Source organism: Pseudomonas sp. NFACC10-1 (assembly GCF_900119195.1).
In the GTDB taxonomy this organism is placed as follows: domain Bacteria; phylum Pseudomonadota; class Gammaproteobacteria; order Pseudomonadales; family Pseudomonadaceae; genus Aquipseudomonas; species Aquipseudomonas cerasi.
Genome location: NZ_FPJB01000001.1, coordinates 918,897 through 937,672 on the forward strand (window position 1 = coordinate 918,897; position 18,776 = coordinate 937,672).

General features: G+C 59.5%; 17 protein-coding genes and 4 tRNA genes. 14 read left to right on the forward strand and 7 right to left on the reverse strand.

The annotated features are described in order from the left end of the window. Nucleotides 1-188: 188 nt before the first annotated feature. Nucleotides 189-422: a DUF1127 domain-containing protein gene (locus BT119_RS03975; protein WP_003369772.1), complete on the forward strand. Its 234-nt coding sequence runs from the start codon at nt 189-191 to the stop codon at nt 420-422. Between the two features lie 27 nt (nt 423-449). On the opposite strand, the gene BT119_RS03980 is transcribed toward BT119_RS03975, so the two are convergent. Then, nucleotides 450-1,796 (reverse strand): class II 3-deoxy-7-phosphoheptulonate synthase, encoded by a 1,347-nt coding sequence (locus BT119_RS03980; protein WP_003434448.1) that lies wholly within the window; start codon nt 1,794-1,796, stop codon nt 450-452. Between the two features lie 169 nt (nt 1,797-1,965). Between BT119_RS03980 and BT119_RS03985 the strand changes: the two genes are divergently transcribed. Next, nucleotides 1,966-2,727: a spermidine synthase gene (locus tag BT119_RS03985; protein WP_003369776.1), complete on the forward strand. Its 762-nt coding sequence runs from the start codon at nt 1,966-1,968 to the stop codon at nt 2,725-2,727. Nucleotides 2,728-3,147: 420 nt separating this feature from the next. Beyond that, nucleotides 3,148-4,854, forward strand: coding sequence for a DEAD/DEAH box helicase (locus BT119_RS03995; protein WP_170846046.1), 1,707 nt, complete (start codon nt 3,148-3,150; stop codon nt 4,852-4,854). 90 nt (nt 4,855-4,944) lie between these two features. Here BT119_RS03995 and BT119_RS04000 read toward each other — a convergent pair whose 3' ends face one another. Beyond that, nucleotides 4,945-5,712 (reverse strand): DODA-type extradiol aromatic ring-opening family dioxygenase, encoded by a 768-nt coding sequence (locus BT119_RS04000; RefSeq protein WP_072364847.1) that lies wholly within the window; start codon nt 5,710-5,712, stop codon nt 4,945-4,947. Between the two features lie 101 nt (nt 5,713-5,813). Between BT119_RS04000 and BT119_RS04005 the strand changes: the two genes are divergently transcribed. Beyond that, nucleotides 5,814-6,470, forward strand: coding sequence for a thiopurine S-methyltransferase (locus BT119_RS04005; RefSeq protein ID WP_072364849.1), 657 nt, complete (start codon nt 5,814-5,816; stop codon nt 6,468-6,470). A 430-nt stretch (nt 6,471-6,900) separates the two neighbouring features. Here the strand turns inward: BT119_RS04005 and htpX are convergent, their stop codons facing one another. Both htpX and BT119_RS04025 read right to left on the reverse strand, forming a co-directional pair. Continuing rightward, nucleotides 6,901-7,788 carry a protease HtpX gene (gene htpX, locus BT119_RS04020; RefSeq protein ID WP_003369784.1) on the reverse strand — a complete coding sequence of 296 codons (888 nt, stop codon included), beginning with the start codon at nt 7,786-7,788 and terminating at the stop codon, nt 6,901-6,903. Between the two features lie 265 nt (nt 7,789-8,053). After that, on the reverse strand, nt 8,054-9,265 hold the full coding sequence (locus tag BT119_RS04025; protein ID WP_003314686.1) for a pyridoxal phosphate-dependent aminotransferase: 1,212 nt from the start codon (nt 9,263-9,265) through the stop codon (nt 8,054-8,056). Nucleotides 9,266-9,453: 188 nt separating this feature from the next. Here BT119_RS04025 and msrB point away from each other — a divergent pair, with 188 nt between their 5' ends. Continuing rightward, nucleotides 9,454-9,849, forward strand: coding sequence for a peptide-methionine (R)-S-oxide reductase MsrB (gene msrB, locus BT119_RS04030; RefSeq protein WP_003434456.1), 396 nt, complete (start codon nt 9,454-9,456; stop codon nt 9,847-9,849). A gap of 57 nt (nt 9,850-9,906) precedes the next feature. After that, nucleotides 9,907-10,392 (forward strand): glutathione peroxidase, encoded by a 486-nt coding sequence (locus BT119_RS04035; RefSeq protein ID WP_003369788.1) that lies wholly within the window; start codon nt 9,907-9,909, stop codon nt 10,390-10,392. A gap of 4 nt (nt 10,393-10,396) precedes the next feature. Here BT119_RS04035 and BT119_RS04040 read toward each other — a convergent pair whose 3' ends face one another. Then, a complete protein-coding gene (locus tag BT119_RS04040; RefSeq protein WP_003369790.1) occupies nt 10,397-12,748 on the reverse strand; it encodes a hybrid sensor histidine kinase/response regulator in 2,352 nt (783 codons plus the stop codon). Between the two features lie 85 nt (nt 12,749-12,833). Between BT119_RS04040 and BT119_RS04045 the strand changes: the two genes are divergently transcribed. Together BT119_RS04045 and BT119_RS04050 are read left to right on the forward strand one after the other, a co-directional pair. Continuing rightward, nucleotides 12,834-13,724 (forward strand): ATP-binding protein, encoded by an 891-nt coding sequence (locus BT119_RS04045; RefSeq protein WP_003418057.1) that lies wholly within the window; start codon nt 12,834-12,836, stop codon nt 13,722-13,724. Beyond that, on the forward strand, nt 13,721-14,203 hold the full coding sequence (locus BT119_RS04050; protein ID WP_072364851.1) for a GAF domain-containing protein: 483 nt from the start codon (nt 13,721-13,723) through the stop codon (nt 14,201-14,203). Before BT119_RS04045 ends, BT119_RS04050 begins: the two co-directional genes overlap by 4 nt. A 53-nt stretch (nt 14,204-14,256) precedes the next feature. On the opposite strand, the gene BT119_RS04055 is transcribed toward BT119_RS04050, so the two are convergent. After that, complete coding sequence (locus BT119_RS04055; RefSeq protein ID WP_054081671.1) at nt 14,257-15,015, reverse strand: hypothetical protein; 759 nt, start codon at nt 15,013-15,015, stop codon at nt 14,257-14,259. A gap of 304 nt (nt 15,016-15,319) precedes the next feature. Here BT119_RS04055 and BT119_RS04060 point away from each other — a divergent pair. The 4 genes from BT119_RS04060 (at nt 15,320) to BT119_RS04075 (ending at nt 15,729) form a co-directional block, all read left to right on the forward strand. After that, nucleotides 15,320-15,395: transfer RNA gene (locus BT119_RS04060), tRNA-Glu, on the forward strand. 2 nt (nt 15,396-15,397) lie between these two features. Further along, a tRNA-Gly gene (locus tag BT119_RS04065) sits at nt 15,398-15,473 on the forward strand. A gap of 100 nt (nt 15,474-15,573) precedes the next feature. Then, nucleotides 15,574-15,649 (forward strand) — tRNA-Glu (locus BT119_RS04070). A gap of 4 nt (nt 15,650-15,653) precedes the next feature. Continuing rightward, nucleotides 15,654-15,729, forward strand: a tRNA-Gly gene (locus BT119_RS04075). 110 nt (nt 15,730-15,839) lie between these two features. On the opposite strand, the gene BT119_RS04080 is transcribed toward BT119_RS04075, so the two are convergent. Beyond that, entirely contained in the window at nt 15,840-16,568 is a 729-nt protein-coding gene (locus BT119_RS04080) for a pirin family protein (RefSeq protein ID WP_003369800.1), read from the reverse strand. 183 nt (nt 16,569-16,751) lie between these two features. Between BT119_RS04080 and BT119_RS04085 the strand changes: the two genes are divergently transcribed. Beyond that, on the forward strand, nt 16,752-17,660 hold the full coding sequence (locus BT119_RS04085; RefSeq protein WP_072364853.1) for a LysR family transcriptional regulator: 909 nt from the start codon (nt 16,752-16,754) through the stop codon (nt 17,658-17,660). A gap of 117 nt (nt 17,661-17,777) precedes the next feature. Further along, nucleotides 17,778-18,770, forward strand: a complete 993-nt coding sequence (locus BT119_RS04090; protein ID WP_170846045.1) for an ABC transporter substrate-binding protein — start codon at nt 17,778-17,780, stop codon at nt 18,768-18,770. Nucleotides 18,771-18,776: the final 6 nt, after the last annotated feature.

An 18,776-nucleotide genomic window follows, 5' to 3' on the forward strand; every position in this document is an offset into this window, starting at 1 on the left:
GTTTTATATATTGGTTATATGTCTGTCGGGGCAAGTGGGCAATTAAATAGTTATCGACTGGCGGTGTGAGCGGCAGCACATTTGGGTTGATCAATGCATCAATTTTAAGGATGTATTGCATAAGAAACATTCGTTGGATTGATCTTATGTCAGGCGCGAGACTTTAGTCATCTCACACGGAGGGCAAGATGATGAATGGTCAAAAAGAGTGTGTATTGATCGCAAGACCTGCCGGGCATGCTCAGCCTGGCAAGGCGTTGGTGTGGTTGAAGCATCACTTGCAGCGCTGGCTGGAGCTGCACCTTCAGCGCCGCTATCTGGCGCAGATGAGTGATGACACGCTGAAGGATCTGGGTCTGAGTCGGGCCGACATTCAACAGGAAGCCGAGCGTCCTTTCTGGGACGACCCGCTCAAGCATTGAGCGGGCCGTTGCACTGGGGTTTTTTGTTTAGCGCCTGACCTGCTTGAGGGTCTCGGCAATCAGGAAGGCCAGTTCCAGTGACTGATCGGCGTTCATGCGTGGGTCACAATGCGTGTGATAGCGATCCGAAAGGCCGTCTTCAGTGATCGGACGGGCGCCACCGATGCATTCGGTGACGTTCTGTCCGGTCATTTCGATGTGAATGCCGCCGGCGTAAGTGCCCTCGGCCTGATGCACCTGGAAGAACTGCTTCACTTCGCCAAGGATCTGCGCAAAGTCACGGGTCTTGTAGCCACTGCTGGCCTTGATCGTGTTGCCGTGCATCGGGTCCGAGCTCCAGAGCACCTTGCGGCCTTCGCGCTCGACGGCGCGGATCAGCTGCGGCAAGTGATCACCCACCTTGTTGGCACCCATGCGCGCGATCAGGTTCAGGCGGCCCGGGTCGTTGTCCGGGTTGAGGATGTCGATCAGGCGAACCAGGTCGTCGGTGTTCATGCTCGGGCCGACCTTGACGCCGATCGGGTTGTTGACCCCACGCAGGAACTCGACATGCGCGCCGTCCAGTTGGCGGGTACGGTCGCCTATCCACAGCATGTGCGCCGAGCAGTCGTAGTAATCGTTAGTCAGGCTGTCGCGTCGCACGAAGGCTTCTTCGTAATTGAGCAGCAGCGCCTCGTGAGCGGTGAAGAAGCTGGTTTCGCGCAGTTGCGGCGAGCTGTCCATGCCGCAGGCGCGCATGAACGCCAGGGTTTCATCGATACGCCCCGCCAGTTGGCTGTATTTCTCGGCCAGCGCCGAGTTGGCGATGAAGTCCAGGTTCCATTTATGGACCTGATGCAAGTCGGCGAAACCGCCCTGAGCGAAGGCGCGCAGCAGGTTCAGGGTGGCGGTGGACTGGTTATAGGCCTGCAGCAGGCGCTCCGGGTCCGGTACACGGCTCTTTTCGTCGAACCCGATACCGTTGACGATATCGCCGCGGTACGCCGGGAGCGTCACGCCGTCGATGATTTCGTCGTTGGCCGAGCGTGGCTTGGCAAATTGCCCGGCCATGCGTCCGACTTTCACCACCGGGCAGCCGGCGGCAAACGTCATCACGATTGCCATCTGCAGCAGAACCTTGAACGTATCGCGAATCTTGGCGGCGGAAAACTCCATGAAGCTTTCCGCGCAGTCGCCGCCCTGCAGCAAGAACGCACGCCCCTGGGTTACTTCGGCAAACTGACGGCGCAACTCCCGGGCCTCGCCGGCGAATACCAGCGGCGGATAACTGGCCAGCGTCTGTTCGACCCTGTGCAGGTGCTCGGCATCAGGGTAGTGAGGTTGCTGCTGAATCGGCAGTGCCCGCCAGCTGTCGGGGCTCCAGGGTTGGCTCATTATTGGCTCTAGGGTTGTGCAATCGGATCGGCATGTTAGCAGTTCGTCGTTGCTCTGCCAGTCTGGGGCGGACCATTGGAGCGGCGCCGCACGCCACAACGTGTGACAAAGCCGCGCGCTTGCCCGACAATTCGTATTTTGCGCTCAGCGCAGACAACCAGGAACGGTGATGACGGAAGAGCGTGAGCGCGTAGAGCGGATCCTGGCCGAGGTCCACGACGACTTCGGCATGATTCGCGTGCTGGAAGTGGAGGACTACCGCTTTCTGGAGTTTGGCGATGCCATCGAGCAAAGCTGCACCTTTACAGCCGATCCGAGCTGGCTGGAGTACGACTACACCCGGGCGATGCTGATCGGCGCGCTGTGCCACGATGCGCCGGAAAGCGCGCTGTTTCTGGGGTTGGGTGCCGGCACGCTGACCCAGGCCTGCATGAAGTTCCTGCCGCTTGAAGACGTGGAGGTCATCGAGCTGCGCCCGGATGTGCCACGTCTGGCCATGGAGTTCATGGGGCTCGACGACGATCCGCGTCTGTATATCCGCATCGGCGATGCGCTGGACCTGCTGGACAGTACAGAGCCTGCCGACCTGATCTTTGTCGACCTGTACACCGATGTCGGGCCGGGGGTCGGGCACCTGGCCTGGAATTTCCTGCAGAGCTGTCAGCAGCGGCTCAATCCGGGCGGCTGGCTGATCATCAATCAGTGGGCCACCGACGACGGCAAGCCGCTCGGAGCTGCCCTGCTGCGCGGCTTGTACCACCGTCATTACTGGGAGCTGCCGGTGAAGGAGGGCAACGTCATTCTGCTCGTGCCGGCCGACCTGGATCAGACGCTGGATATCGACGCGTTGAGCGGGCGAGCCGAGGCACTTGCGGCGCATCTGGGTTACTCGCTGGCGTCGTTGATCGGGGCGATTCGTTCCGCGACCTGAGCAGGCGAAAAGTGAGGCGATTGTGCCGAAAACGGGGTGGGACAATTCGCCACACCTTGAAGGTCGGGATGCTGGCGATGCGCAGGAATAGGTTAAACGTTTAAGCAGTAATGCCCGCAATCTCGGGCCCGCGCCCCGATCAGGCGGCCTTCTGCCTGGACTCAGGGCCTGCCGCCGCTCAAGAATGGCGCAACGTTTCGTAAAAAAAGACTCACTAAGGTGCGTATTTCCGGTATAGTGCGCGCCGGCCTTAACACGGCCCTCGTCAAGGTATTGCAGTTCCCCGAAGCCAGCTTCGGTTGCTTGTTCGCACAACGGACTAGCCTGGACGATCCATTCATCAAACGTTTTCGCAAATCCCCGCCGACAAAGCAGCCAGGGTGACCTCAAGGTCGTACACGGCACGCGCAGCTTTGAAGCATGGGTCTTTGCGGATGCACTAGAGGCAGACCCATGACCCAGGAAATCGGCGGCTTCGCCGCTCTCGAACTTCATCCCAATATCGTTGCAGCAGTCGTCGCCACTGGCTACGAAGAGCCTTCGGCCATTCAGCAGCAATCGATCCCGATTATTCTCGCCGGTCACGACATGATTGGTCAGGCGCAAACCGGTACGGGTAAAACCGCTGCGTTCGCACTGCCTATCCTGCATCGTATCGACCCGAGCAAGCGCGAGCCGCAAGCACTGATCCTGGCCCCGACCCGCGAACTGGCACTTCAGGTTGCCACCGCGTTCGAGACCTACGCAAAACAAATGCCGGGCGTGACCGTTGTAGCGGTCTACGGCGGCGCGCCGATGGGCCCTCAGCTCAAGGCTATCCGCAACGGCGCACAAATCGTCGTCGCTACCCCGGGCCGTCTCTGCGACCACCTGCGTCGTGACGAGAAAGTCCTGGCGACCGTGAACCATCTGGTTCTCGACGAAGCGGACGAAATGCTCAAACTGGGCTTCATGGACGACCTCGAAGTCATCTTCAAGGCCATGCCTGAGTCCCGTCAGACCGTACTGTTCTCGGCCACGCTGCCACAGTCGATCCGTGCCATCGCCGAACGCCATCTGCGCGATCCGAAGCACGTCAAGATCCAGACCAAGACCCAGACCGTTACCGCGATCGAGCAGGCTCACCTGCTGGTTCACGCTGACCAGAAGACCTCGGCCGTACTGAGCCTGCTGGAAGTCGAAGACTTTGACGCCCTGATCATGTTCGTCCGCACCAAGCAGGCGACCCTGGATCTGGCCAGCGCCCTTGAAGCCAAAGGCTACAAGGCTGCCGCACTGAACGGCGACATCGCCCAGAACCAGCGCGAGCGCGTTATCGAATCCCTCAAGGATGGCCGTCTGGACATCGTTGTGGCGACCGACGTTGCTGCCCGTGGCCTTGACGTTCCGCGTATTACCCACGTGTTCAACGTGGACATGCCGTACGATCCAGAGTCCTACGTTCACCGTATCGGCCGTACCGGTCGTGCCGGTCGCGAAGGTCGCGCACTGCTGCTGGTGACGCCTCGTGAGCGCCGCATGCTGCAAGTGATCGAGCGTGTTACCGGTCAGAAGGTTGCGGAAGTCCGCCTGCCGGATGCCCAGGCCGTTCTGGATGCACGCATCAAGAAACTGACCAACAGCCTGTCGCCACTGGTCGCTGATGCCGAATCGACTCACGGTGATCTGCTCGATCGTCTGACTGCCGACATCGGCTGCAGCCCTCGTGCCCTTGCCGCTGCACTGCTGCGCAAGGCTACCAACGGTCAGGCACTGACCCTGGCAGCCATCGAGCGCGAGCGTCCACTGGTTCCGAACAACGCCCCGCGCGGTGATCGTCCAGAGCGCAGCAGCGACCGTGGTGATCGTCCTGAGCGTGAGCGTCGTGCGCCGGTTCCATTGGCCGAAGGCCGTGCTCGTTGCCGTACCGCGCTGGGTGCGCGTGATGGTATCGCTGCCAAGAACCTGCTGGGTGCCATTCTCAACGAAGGCGGCCTGGCCCGCGAAGCGATCGGCCGTATCCAGGTTCGTGACAGCTTCAGCCTGGTCGAACTGCCGGAAGATGGTCTTGAGCGTCTGCTGACCAAACTCAAGGACACCCGCGTCGCTGGCAAGCAGCTCAAGCTGCGTCGCTATCGCGAAGACTGATCGGCTCTTGAGCTGATCGGCCAATAAAAAATCCCCGACTGGTTCGGGGATTTTTTTGCTTCGAATTCGGGCGGTCGGATGCTTTCGGGATCAATCGAAGCGGTAGATATCCATCCCTAGCGCGCCCATGGTAAAGCCCTGATAGGCAATGCCGAAGGCACCGCCAGCGCCGCGTGCGAAATACAGCGGTAGCAGGTGTTCGTCACTGGGGTGCGCTCTGGCCGCATGAGGAGCCAGGCTGCGGTAGTCGTGCAGTGCGGCTTCATCGTCGTCTTGCAACTTGTCGATCATCCAGTCACGAAAGGTTGCAGCCCAAGGCTCGATACTTTCGGGGCCGGCGTTCCAGTCAAGGTCGCGCAGGTTATGCGTGATGCTGCCTGAACCGATGATCAGCACACCCTGTTCACGCAGGCTGGCCAGTGCCCGGCCTACGCGGGTCTGCAATTGCGGCCCCTGGCGGCTGGGTAGCGAAACCTGCACCACCGGAATATCGGCGTCCGGGTACATAAGCGACAACGGCACCCAGACGCCGTGGTCGAAGGGACGTCTGCTGTCGATGCGTGCAGGCAGGTCACTGGCGGCAAGCAGTTCAACCACCTCGCGCGTCAGCTCCGGCAGCCCTTGCGCCGGGTACTGAACTGCAAACAGTTCGGGCGGAAAGCCACCGAAGTCATGCCATGTCTCGGGTTGTGGATTGCCGTTGACGATCAGTTCATGACTTTCCCAGTGGGCAGACACCATCACGATGGCGCGAGGCCGCGGCAGGCTGGCAGCCAGTCGCTTCAGGGCCGGGCCGCTTTCGCCGGGTTCCAGCGCCAGCATGGGGGAGCCATGGGAAATAAACAGGCTGGGGAACATTTAAAGCTCCAGAATAGAGGGATGACTCATAGTCGGTCATTTTTATGATCTAAATCTAATATAAGTTCTGGCGCTTTTTTATCGAATTTTCAGGAGGTTTCATGCAGGCGGATTTTTGGCTGCAGCGCTGGGGTGCCGGGCAGATCGGCTTTCACCAGTCAGAGGTCAATAAAGACCTGCAACAATATTGGTCCTCGTTGAATGTTGCGCCAGTAGCGCGGGTTCTGGTGCCGTTATGTGGCAAGAGCCAGGACATGAGCTGGCTGAGGGGGCAGGGGTATCACGTGGTGGGCGCCGAGCTCTCCGAGGCGGCGGTAGAGAGCTATTTCACTGAGCGTAGTGAGCGGCCGCACATTACGTCACATGGCGACTTCAAGGTCTACGCTGCGCCGGGTATCGAAATCTGGTGCGGTGATTTCTTCGCGCTGACTGTGCGCGATATCGGTCACTGCGCGGCGTTTTACGACCGCGCCGCGATGATCGCTTTGCCAGCGGACATGCGTGAACGCTATGTGCGGCAGCTTGAAGCGCTGATGCCGCAGGCGTGCAGTGGTTTGCTGATCACCCTGGAATACGATCAGACCCTGCTCGAAGGCCCGCCCTTCTCCGTGCCGCACACATGGCTGCACAGGGTCATGTCAGGGAACTGGGAGGTTACCAAGGTTGGTGGGCAGGATACGCTGCACAGCAGTGCCAAGGGGTTGAGGGCCGGATTGGAGCGTATGGATGAGCATGTTTATGTGTTGGAGCGTCTGTAACTCTGAGAGCGCAGGCCTCCCGACTCTCACTTCCGTTGCTGTGCGTTGAGTCAATTCTTGGAGGCAGCACAACGTCATGCCTTGTCCATAGTCACTGCACACAAAAGCGCTTTTTTATCGCGATCGCACTGACGACGCAAATTGCGACGTTAGTGACGGCTGAGTCCTGGCGCTGATCCGGGGGTAACTCGGCAGGACGCCGAGTTAGCCGCACCGGGCCATGGATGGCCCGGTGCGGCGACCCCCGGATCAGTGACAGGGCGAAGGAACCCGACGAAGTCGGGCCGGAAACAGGAGCGAGGGGATTTGCCTACTTTGGCCCCATCAAAGTAGGTCGCCGAGGGGCGAAAAGGTGACCTGAGTCGAACCTCATTTCCCCTGACAAAGAAAAACCAGCGTCTCACGCGGAGCGTGGGTGCGACCATCTGATTCAACCGCGGCGGCGCAGGGCCTCGATGCGTTGCTCCAGCGGCGGGTGGCTCATGAACAGGCCAGCGAGGCCTTTCTTGAGGCCGGCGTTGATACCGAAGGCAGTCAGGCTGTCGGGCATGTTCACCGGTACGCCCTGTTCGGAGCGCAGGCGTTGCAGCGCACCGATCATGGCACCTGTACCCGCCAGTCGCGCACCGGCATCGTCAGCGCGGAATTCGCGTTTGCGCGAGAACCACATGACGATGGCGCTGGCCAGAAAGCCCAGTACCAGCTCGGCAAAGATCGTCGTGATGTAGTAAGCGATGCCCTGACCGTTTTCAGTCTTGAAGATCACCTTGTCGACGAAATTACCGATGATGCGGGCGAAGAACATCACGAAGGTGTTCACCACACCCTGCACCAGCGCCAGCGTCACCATGTCGCCGTTGGCAACATGGCCGATTTCGTGCGCCAGTACGGCTTTCACCTCATCCGGCGAAAAGCGTTCGAGCAGGCCCTGGCTGACCGCGACCAGTGCATCGTTCTTGTTCCAGCCCGTGGCGAACGCATTGGCTTCGTACGCCGGGAAAATACCGACTTCCGGCATCTTGATGCCCGCGTCGCGGGACAGTTGTTCCACGGTCTGCAGCAACCATTGCTCATGGCGGGTGCGAGGCTGGCTGATGATCTGAGTACCGGTGCTCATCTTCGCCATCCACTTGGAGATGAACAGCGAGAACAGCGAGCCCGCGAAACCGAACACAGCGCAGAAAACCAGCAGCTGATTGAGGTTCAGATCAACCCCGTTGGCCGCCATGAACCCATTGAAGCCAAAAAGGCTCAGGGTGATGCTGGCAATCAGCACGACCGCAAGGTTAGTGGCCAAAAACAGCAAAATGCGCATCATGGTCGAAACGTTCTCCTCAGGTAAATATGTAACTCGATGCCGGGTATATAAGGTGATGCTTGCTGCTATTCAACAGAGGGACTATTTCAAACTGTGTCCTCTGGTCGCAATCAATGCTAATCCCGCAAGGCTGAACGGCGCCTGAGCCAGAGTGGTCGATGCCTGAAGCGTTTACGGCAGGAGGTTCATGCTGTTTCGGGCAGACAGAAATAAACTGCCCCGAGCGGGTCGGGGCAGAGAGGTCAGGCGAGAGGGCTCTGGCTGTTTACTGCCGATAACCCTTCAGGAAATTGCCGATGCGACCAATGGCCTGCTCCAGCTCATCGACGCGGGGCAGGGTCACGACGCGGAAGTGGTCAGGGTACGGCCAATTGAACGCAGTACCCTGAACCACCAGCAGCTTCTCGGAAAGCAGCAGGTCGAGGACGAACTTCTCGTCGTTGAGGATCGGGCAGACCTTCGGGTCAATGCGCGGGAACGCATACAGCGCGCCCATCGGCTTCACGCAGCTGACACCGGGAATGTCGTTGAGCAGTTCCCAGGTGCGGTTGCGCTGTTCCAGCAGGCGGCCAGGAGGAAGAATCAGGTCGTTGATACTCTGATAGCCGCCCAGTGCAGTCTGAATGGCGTGCTGGCTCGGTACGTTGGCACACAGGCGCATGTTGGCCAGAATGTCGATGCCTTCGATGTAGCTCTGCGCGTTGTGTTTCGGCCCGGAAATGGCGATCCAGCCGGAACGGAAGCCCGCAACCCGATACGACTTGGACAGACCGTTGAAGGTCAGACACAGCAGGTCCGGTGCCAGCGAGGCGGTGCAGATGTGCACTGCGTCGTCATAGAGGATCTTGTCGTAGATTTCGTCGGAGAACACCACCAGATTATGCTGGCGAGCCAGCTCCAGCATGCCCAGCAGTACTTCGCGCGAGTACACCGCACCCGTCGGGTTGTTCGGGTTGATGATGACCATCGCCTTGGTGTTCGGGGTGATCTTGGCCTTGATGTCTTCAAGATCCGGCCACCAGTTGGCCTGCTCGTCGCACAGATAATGCACCGGGCTGCCACCGGACAAGGCGACAGCAGCGGTCCACAGCGGATAGTCGGGGGCCGGAACCAGCACTTCGTCGCCATTGTTGAGCAGCGCCTGCATCGACATCACGATCAGCTCGGACACGCCGTTGCCCAGGTAGATGTCTTCTATGCCGACGCCTTCGACCTGCTTCTGCTGGTAATACTGCATTACCGCTTTGCGGGCGCTGAACAGGCCCTTGGAGTCGCTGTAGCCCTGCGCAGTCGGCAAGTTGCGGATCACGTCCTGCAAAATTTCGTCCGGCGCCTCGAAACCAAACGGTGCCGGGTTGCCGATGTTCAGCTTGAGGATGCGATGGCCTTCCTCTTCCAGGCGTTTGGCGTGCTTGAGCACCGGCCCGCGAATGTCATAGCAGACGTTTGCGAGCTTGTTCGATTTGTTGAACTGCATGGTGATGATCCCGAAAATGGACGAGCTGTCGCCGGCTTGCAATGAAGGTCGCTACATTCGCCATGAAAATGGGTTTGTGTACGACAAACGCGGGTGCCAGACTGACGTCTGACCTGGCGCAATGATACGTGCCACCTGATCTGCGGAAAAGGTACAGATCAGGGTTTTTCGAATTCGGAGGTGTACCTGTGGAAAAGTTGCAGAAAACGCTGGAAGAGTGGAAACAGATGCTCGACCCGGAGCAGTACAACGTCTGCCGTCTGAAAGGCACCGAGCGACCGTTCTCCGGCAAGTACAATGAGACAAAGACCGACGGCATCTATCACTGCATCTGCTGCAATGAGCCGCTGTTTGATTCCACCACCAAGTTCGATTCAGGCTGCGGCTGGCCCAGCTTCTATGCGCCGCTCGAGGGCAGTGCGGTGGTCGAGGTTCGCGATATGAGTCACGGCATGATTCGTACCGAAGTGGTCTGCGCCAAATGTGATGCGCACCTGGGCCACGTGTTTCCGGATGGACCGCCACCCACCGGCCTGCGTTATTGCATCAATTCGGTATGCCTGGATCTGGTGCCACGCACCTAGACGCCTTGCAAATTCAGTCACCGCCCTGTTCCAATTTCAGTATCGAGGCCTCCTTTGATGAGTGAAAACCTGCTGAGCATCCCGGTCACGACGATCAAGGGCGAACAGAAAACCCTCGCTGATTTTTCCGGCAAGGCGTTGCTGGTGGTCAATACCGCCAGCAAATGTGGCTTTACCCCTCAATACAAGGGGCTGGAGAAGCTCTGGCAGGACTATCGGGATCAGGGGCTGGTGGTGCTGGGCTTTCCCTGCAACCAGTTCGGCAAGCAGGAGCCAGGCGACGAGGGAGCGATTTCCGGCTTTTGCGAGCTGAACTACGGCGTCAGCTTCCCGCTGTTCAAGAAGATTGATGTGAACGGCGAGCAGGCCCATCCATTGTTCGTGCAGCTCAAGCAGCAGGCTCCCGGTTTGCTGGGTACGGAGCGCATCAAGTGGAATTTCACCAAGTTCCTGATTGGCCAGGATGGCCGGCTGGTCAAACGTTTTGCGCCACTGACCAAGCCCGAGGAACTGACGGGAGACATCGAGGCGCTGTTGCGTTGAGCCTTCAGTCGATGCCGGTAATGGGTATCCACTGATCCAGAATGCTGACCAGTTCGGCACGTCGGAACGGCTTGGCCAGATAGTCATTCATGCCCGCCGCCTTGCAGCGCTCGCGTTCATCGGGCATGGCATTGGCGGTAAGGGCGACGATCGGCAGGTTCGGCCAGCGGCCACTGCTGCGGATCTGGCGGCTGGCTTCATAGCCGTCCATGACCGGCATGTTGCAGTCCATCAATACCAGATCGAAATGGCCCTGCTCCAGCTGTTCCAGGGCTTCGCCGCCGTGGCTGCTGATGATCACTTCGCAACCCAGCTTGCCGAGGATGCCCTTGGCGACCAGTTGATTGACCGGGTTGTCCTCCACCAGTAACACCCGCGCCAGACGTGGCGCTGTGTGTTCGAGCGCCTGTGTGTCCTTGAGGCCCGTTTCTTCCTGGCCCAGGATGCGCCGCAGTGTGTGGTAAAGCGCGTTGCGCGCCAATGGCCGGGCCTGCTGTTGCAGCGGGGCCAGGGCGGCGACCTGTTCGCCAGGCATGAAGTTGCCATAGGCGGTTACCAGCAGGATCGGCACGGGCGTGGTGGGGCGAATCGCGAACAGGCACTCGGGGCAGTCGGTAATCACCAGGTCCGGGCTGCTGTCGAGATCCACGGCTTCCGGGCGATCATCGATGCTGCGTCGCTTGAGGTCGACGCCCCAGAACGGCAGCAGACTGCCAAGCAGCTCCACCAGGCCGCTGCCTGCCGAACTGACCACGGTCACCCGGCCTTTGAGCGGGGTCTGAGTGACCGCGGCCACGTGCACCGGCAGCGGCAGTTCGGCGCAGAACTGGCTGCCGAAGCCGGACTGTGACTGGATGCTCAGCGTGCCATTCATGGCCTCGCAGAGGTTATTGGTCAGCGCCAGGCCGAGTCCGGTGCCGCCGTACTGGCGGGTGATGGCGGTTTCAGCCTGGGTGAACGGCTGGAAGATTCGGGTCTGCGCGTCCTGCGCAATGCCGATGCCGGTGTCGCGGACTTCGATGCGCACCCGGTTTTCACCGGAGCTGGCGTCCCGATGGTGAGTCAGACGCACATCCACACGCCCGAAACGGGTGAATTTGAGGGCATTGGACAGCAGGTTGCTGACGATTTGTCGCACCCTGGTCGGATCGCCGGTGACCATGGCCGGGAAGTCCGGCGCGATCAGGCAGGTCAGTTCCACGCTGGGCGCTGCGTTCTGAGACAGCAGGTTGGCGGTGTCCTCGATCAACATCCCCAGGTCAAAAGGAATGCGTTCGATCTCCAGATGACCGGCATCGAACTTGGACATGTCGAGAATATCGTTGAGCAGCTCGACCAGCACCTTGCCGGAGTCGTGGGCGATCATCAGTTGCTGGCGCTGTTCGGCACTCAGCGGACTGTCCAGCGACAGTGCCAGCATGCCCAGCAGGCCGTTGAGCGGGGTGCGAATCTCATGGCTCATGTGCGCCAGAAACGCAGAGCGCGCGTGAGCCATGTCCAGTGCGGTACTGCGCGCTATCTGCAGTTCTTCATTGGACTCGCGCAGGCGCAGGTTGCTGGCCTTGAGCTCGTTGGTGCGCGCCGAGACGATGTTTTCCAGTTCGTTGAGGTGGTCGGTCAGCCGGTCCTCGGCCGCGCGTCGCCTGGAAAACTCGCTGCTCATGGTTTCAAACTGACGGTTGAACGTCTCGACCAGCACGCCGATTTCATCCTGGGCATGGTAGGGCGGGCAGGTTATTTTCCCCTGGTCAGGGTTGCGCGGATCGCGACTGCTCAATTCGCGGATCACCCTCACCAGTGGCTTGGTCAGGGTCGCGTAAAACAGAATGGTCAGAATCCCGGCCAGCGCTAGGCTGCGGACAAAGCCATTGAGCAGGGTGATTTCAGCGCGTTGCAGAAAATGGCTGCCGAACGCGAAGGTGTCCACGGTCAGGTACAGTGTGCCGATGGTTTCATTGGGCAGGTGATTGAGGTGCAGCTTTTCCTGAAACTGCCGGCTTTCGCCGAACAGCCAGTCGCTGAACACCCGATAACGCCCGGTGGCCATCGGACGCTCGACGCTGGAGAGCACGGCGTCGTTGTTATCGGTAAGCCTGGCGCTGACCACGGCAGGGGAGCGCAGCAGGCCGAGTGTGAGTTCCTGGGCCAGTTCGGAGTCGATGTTGTAGGCGATGCGCGACGCCGGGTTCTGGATGATTTCCAGCAGTGACTTGATTTCACGATTGATGGAAGCGTCTTCGCTGGCATAATCGATTGCAATCTGAAACAGGCTCAGCAAGGTCCCCAGCACGAAGCCGATCGATACAGCCAGGCGCGCCTGCTTGAACGACAGCCTGTTTTTGAGCGATATATCCATGAGTACTGCCACTTCTGGTGCCCGGTGCCGGCCAAGCATAGCTGATCGGCACCGCTGACTAATCAGTTAAATATAAGGAGATCCCGTGGATTCTCGGTTGGATGCTTTTCTGCAGCGCGCCGACGCCGTGCTGGCCCGACTGGAACCCTTGCTGCCAGCGCTGCGCGAGCCGGTCGACTGGTCGCAGGCACTGGCCGCGCGCTGGGTGCGAGAAGGCCGCAGCGGTTACCTGATGCCTTTGCAGGTGAGCCTGGATACACGCCTGACCGATCTGATCGGCGTCGACCTGCAACGTGATCAGTTGGGGCGCAATACCCGTCAGTTTATCGATGGGCTGCCTGCCAACCATGCCTTGCTGTGGGGTTCGCGCGGTACCGGCAAGTCGTCCTTGATCCGCGCGCTGCTGGCCGAGTACGCCCCGGCCGGCCTGCGTCTGATCGAGATCGAGCGTGATCATCTGGGCGACTTGCCGCGTGTGGTCGAACAACTGCACAAGCTGCCGCAGCGCTTTGTACTGTTCTGCGATGACCTGTCGTTCGAGTCGGGCGAGGGCGATTATCGCGTACTGAAAAGTGTGCTCGACGGCTCGCTGGAGCAGGCACCGGACAACGTGCTGCTGTACGCGACCTCCAACCGTCGTCACCTGGTGCCCGAGAAGGAAAGTGACAACGTTGACTGGAAGCACGTTGACGGCGAACTGCACCCCAGTGAGGCCGTCGAAGACAAGATCGCCTTGTCTGACCGGTTCGGGCTGTGGCTGTCGTTTTATCCGTTCACTCAGGAACATTATCTGAACGTGGTCGAACACTGGATCACGCAATTGGCGCAAAAAGCCGGATTGCAGTGGCAGCGTGACGAAAACCTGGAAAAGGCCGCGATTCGCTGGGCAACCGCGCGCGGCAATCGCAACGGCCGCTGCGCCTATCAATTTGCACGTTACTGGGTAGGACTTGAATTGTTGGAGCAACACACATGATTGATTTGCAAAACACCGGTGCGGGCCTGGACGGCTACGGTCTGTTGGCCGCCCAGCTCGAAGCCCTGCTGGCCGACGAGCGCGATTTCATCGCCAATGCGGCGCAGTTCTCGGCGTTTCTCTATACCCAGCTCGACGAGCTGAACTGGGCGGGCTTTTACCTCAATCGCAGTGAAGAGCTGGTACTGGGGCCGTTTCAGGGGCAGATCGCCTGCGTGCGCATTCCTTTCGGTCGCGGCGTTTGCGGGGCGGCCGCGCAGAGTCGGCAAACCCAGCGCGTTGAGGACGTTCACGAGTTTCCCGGACACATTGCCTGCGACAGCGCATCGAACAGCGAGTTGGTGGTGCCATTGATCAAGGACGGGCGTCTGATCGGCGTTCTGGACCTGGACAGTCCAAGCGTGGGGCGTTTCAAGGAGGGGGATCAGGCAGGGATCGAGCGTCTCGCGGCTATCTTTCTGGCATCGACCGACTGCTGAGCCAGTCGGCCTGCCGCTGCCGGAGCACAGTTCCGGCAGCGGCGGGGCAGTCATCAATCGTAGATGACTTTCTTCTTCCATTCCGACTCGGTGTCGTCCTGCTTCAGGCCTTCGGTCAGTGCGTTGTCGTCGTCTTCGGTCGGTGCGGTGTTGGTCAGCACTACCGAGTTGGCACGGGCCAGTTGTTTTTCCATCGCCAGCAGCTGCTGTTGATAAGTAACCGGGTCCGGCTGGTTGCGCAAATACTGTACGCCGCGCTCGAACGCCAGACGTGCCTGGCCTGGCTGATCCTGAGAAAGTGCGGTCTGGCCAAGGTTGTTGAAGAACTCGATGTGCAGATTGACCAGAATCGTGCGGATTTCACGGATCCAGTGTTTCGCTTCGCTGGTCTGCAGGAAACCGTCATGTGCAGCGCGCGTCACCTGACCGTGCAGGGCTTCCAGCAGAAAACGCACGTCCTTGGCCTTGGCTTCGGTCTGGATCGGTGTGACCGGATTGGGTATGTCGATGCCTTCGCCCTTGGCAATCTGCTGTTCCAGTTCGCCGATGCGGTGCTTGAGCTGAGCGTTGCCTTTCTCCATATTCAGCATGCGCTGTACAACGTTCAGCTCCAGCCGCGTCAGCAACAGCTTCAAGGCGGGTGACATCAGCTGACCCGGGAACACTTCGGTGATCTCGCTGCAGCGACGCAGGCGATCCCCGAGTTCGACCTTGGTGCGAGCCTTCTCCAGTTTGCCGTTTTCAGCGACGTGATTCAGGTAGCCGATCGCGATGAGCAGTGCGATACCTGCTACTACCATCAGCGTGATCATGAGTGGAGTCACTGTGCAAACCTCATTCGTTCAATTAGTTTTAGTGCGAGTGTAGTGGCTAAGCACTACTGCGCATAGATGTCCCTCTCGGAGTTTGTCGGCATCTCTTCTATATAGATTAGGGGAGATTGATCAGCCGGGCGCCTGGCGACAGCCGGTCAGCGTCAGAACGGCATCGAAGTTATTGATTTCAATAAATTTTCACATGGGGGTTGACGACCCCTCAATCCATCCATAGAATGCGCGCCACTTACAGCGTAAAGCACACAGCGTAGCGCAAATAAGTAGTGAATGTTGTAGGTGTGTCCCCTTCGTCTAGTGGCCTAGGACACCGCCCTTTCACGGCGGTAACAGGGGTTCGAGTCCCCTAGGGGACGCCATTGCGGGAATAGCTCAGTTGGTAGAGCACGACCTTGCCAAGGTCGGGGTCGCGAGTTCGAGTCTCGTTTCCCGCTCCAATTTTAAGCAGCTTTGCCTTAGGGCAGGGTTGAGTGAAACCAGAACACGTCTTCGGATGATGTCTGGAACTGAAACACACACCATTGTGTTTCAGGCAGTGTCCCCTTCGTCTAGTGGCCTAGGACACCGCCCTTTCACGGCGGTAACAGGGGTTCGAGTCCCCTAGGGGACGCCATATTGCGGGAATAGCTCAGTTGGTAGAGCACGACCTTGCCAAGGTCGGGGTCGCGAGTTCGAGTCTCGTTTCCCGCTCCAAATTCACAAAAACGCCGCTCAACAGAGCGGCGTTTTTGTTTGTGCGTTTTAAGCCATATGTTTTAACGTTATATAAAGGAACGCCACTCTAAGAGCGGCGTTTTTTCATTTCAGGCTCGAGGCATCTGCGGCAATTCGTTTGCTCGCATGTCGAACACCAACACCTCTGCGTCAACCCCTGCGCTCAGGCTCAGAATCTGTTCGTCGCGTACACGCACGCCATCCCCTTCACCCAGTTGCTCGCCGTTGAGCACCACACTGCCACGGGCAACGTGTACGTAGGCATAGCGGTTGGCTGCCAGCTTCAGGGTCGCGCTTTCATCGCCATCGAACAGACCGGCATACACTCGAGCGTCCTGGCGCACCTTGAGCGCACCGTTCTCGCCTTCGGGCGAAATGATCAGTTGCAAGCGGCCGCGTTTCTGCTCCGGGCTGAAATGCCTCTCCTGATAGTCGGGCGCCGCGCCTGCAACATTCGGCACGATCCAGATCTGCAGAAAATGCACGCCCTCGGTCTGCGAATGGTTGAACTCGCTGTGTGCCACACCCGTGCCGGCGCTCATCAACTGCACGTCGCCAGGGCGAATCACCGAGCCAGTGCCCAGTGTATCCTTGTGTTCCAGCGCGCCTTCCAGCACATAGGAAAAGATCTCCATGTCCCGGTGAGGATGCTGACCGAAGCCTTTACCTGCACTGACACGGTCGTCATTGATCACCAGCAGGTCGGAAAAACCCTGTTCCTGCGGATTGCGATAGCCGGCAAAGGAAAAGGTGTGAAAGGATTTCAACCAGCCGTGGTCGGCTGCACCACGATCAGAGGCTTTGCGAAGAGTCAGCATGATTCTTTCTCCATCTATCGACGCTGCACATTCAGCAATCGATCACGTAGGAGCAAGAGTACGGCTTATCGACTGTCGCAATAAGTAGCTGAAATATGAATAACTGTCTCGCTGAGGTTGACAGTACTCAGCGCTGCGTTACGCTCTGCCGAACGCCATTAGCGCTTGATCAGGTCGCAACATATGAACCCTTTCGAAGACATGCGGATGTTCTGCCAGGTGATGGAGTCAGGCAGCCTGACCGCCGCGTCCGACAAGCTGGGCCTGTCCAAGCAGTTTGTCAGTCGGCGCCTGATGCAACTGGAGGAGCGGCTGGGCGTACGCCTGCTCAACCGTTCGACGCGACGTCTGGATGTCACGCCGTTGGGGCAGAGTTACTACGAATCCGCCCTGCGCCTGCTGGCCGAGCTGGAACAGGTGGAGCAGGGCATCGCCGGGCAGAACAACGAACCGCGTGGCACCTTGCGCGTGAGTGCGCCGCTGTCGTTTGCCGTTACGCACCTGGCGTGCCTGCTACCGCTGTTTTTGCAGCGCTATCGCGACGTGGCGGTGGAAGTGGACCTGAGTGATCGTCCGGTGGATGTGATCAGCGAAGGCTACGACGTGGTGCTGCGTATCGGGGTGCTGGAAGATTCCAGTCTGATCGCCCGGCGCATTGCCTCGATCGACCGGGTGTATTGCGCCAGTCCGGCGTACCTGGCCGAGCGCGGCACACCACAAAGGCCCGAAGACCTGCACACCCATGATTGCCTGCCCTATGGCCACAGCCGTCAGGCGCAATGGCGTTTTCAGGGGCACGACAAGCCTTTGAACCTCAATGTCAGCGGGCGCATGCGTGCCAATAATGGCGAGTTGCTGAGGGAATCGGCGATTGCCGGGCTGGGCATCACCTATTTGCCGACCTTCATTGTTGGCGCGGCGTTGCGCGACGGCAGACTGGTGCGGGTGCTGGACGAGCTGCGCCCCGAGCCCTTGACGCTGTCAGCGGTTTACCCGCAACACCGTCAGGCGTCGCGACCGGTGCAGGCATTCATCGAGTTCCTGCGCGAGCGTCTGGAGTCAGGCATTGAGCTGAATGATCGGCCAGCTTGAAGCAGGCTGGCGGCCGATCTGTTGATGATTAATTTGCATCTTAGGCTAGAACAAAAATGAATTTAGCTAATTTTTGTTCGGGTGTTAGGGTCGTTGCCGATCATTTCGATTTGCCCAATGCCTGTGGAGAACATACCTGTGCCAACGACCCTCGTCCTTTGGAGCCAACGCTTGCTGAAGGGGCTGGCGCTGGGCCTTGTGGCCTCGCTCAATACCCAGGCGGCCAATCTGATCGTCGGCGATCAGAGCTACAGCGCGCGTACCGTGATGGAAGCCGCCGGGGTGCTTGAGAATTTGCCTTACGAACTGGAATGGAAGCAGTTCACCGCAGGCTCGCCGGTCGCCGAGGCCTTGAACGTCGGCAGCCTGGACATCGGCTTGCTGGGTGATTCGCCTGCGCTGTTCATGGGCGCGCTGGGCGCTCCGATCAAGGTGATCGGAGTGTCACGGCAGAACCTCGACGGCGTTGCCATCGTTGTGCGCAAGGACTCGCCGATCAAGACCGTGGCGGATCTGGCGGGCAAGAAAGTCGCCATCTGGAAAGGTTCGTTCAGCCAGCAACTGATGCTCACTGCACTGGACAAGGCAGGTGTCGCCCGCGATGCCGTTGAATATCGCTACCTCAGCGCACTGGATTCCTCCCACGCGCTGGATGGCGGCTCGGTGGATGCGATTGCCACCTGGGAACCCTATGTGACTCAACAGGAGCGGCAGGGCGCGCGGATTATCGCCACTGCCGAGGGCTTGATTCCTGCGCAAAGCTTCATCGTCGCCAACGATCAGGCGATCAAGGACAAGCGTGCGCAGATCAGTGATTTCCTGCAGCGCCTGCAGGCCGCCCGCGCCTGGTCGGTCAGCGATCCGCAGCACAATGAACGCTATGCCAACGCCTGGGCCGCGCTGACCAAGGCCGATGCCGAGGTGGCTCGGCGCTGGTTTTCCCGTGCTCAGGTGGTGGTCGTGCCGATCACTGCACAAGTAGTTGCCGGTGCGCAGCAGACCATCGATTTTTTCAACAACGCGGGGCTCACCAAGCGTTATCCTGCTGCCAGCGTGTTTGACGAGTCGTTCAGTGCAGCGCTGGCCGATCAGGCGCAGGCAGCGCGCTGACCGAGC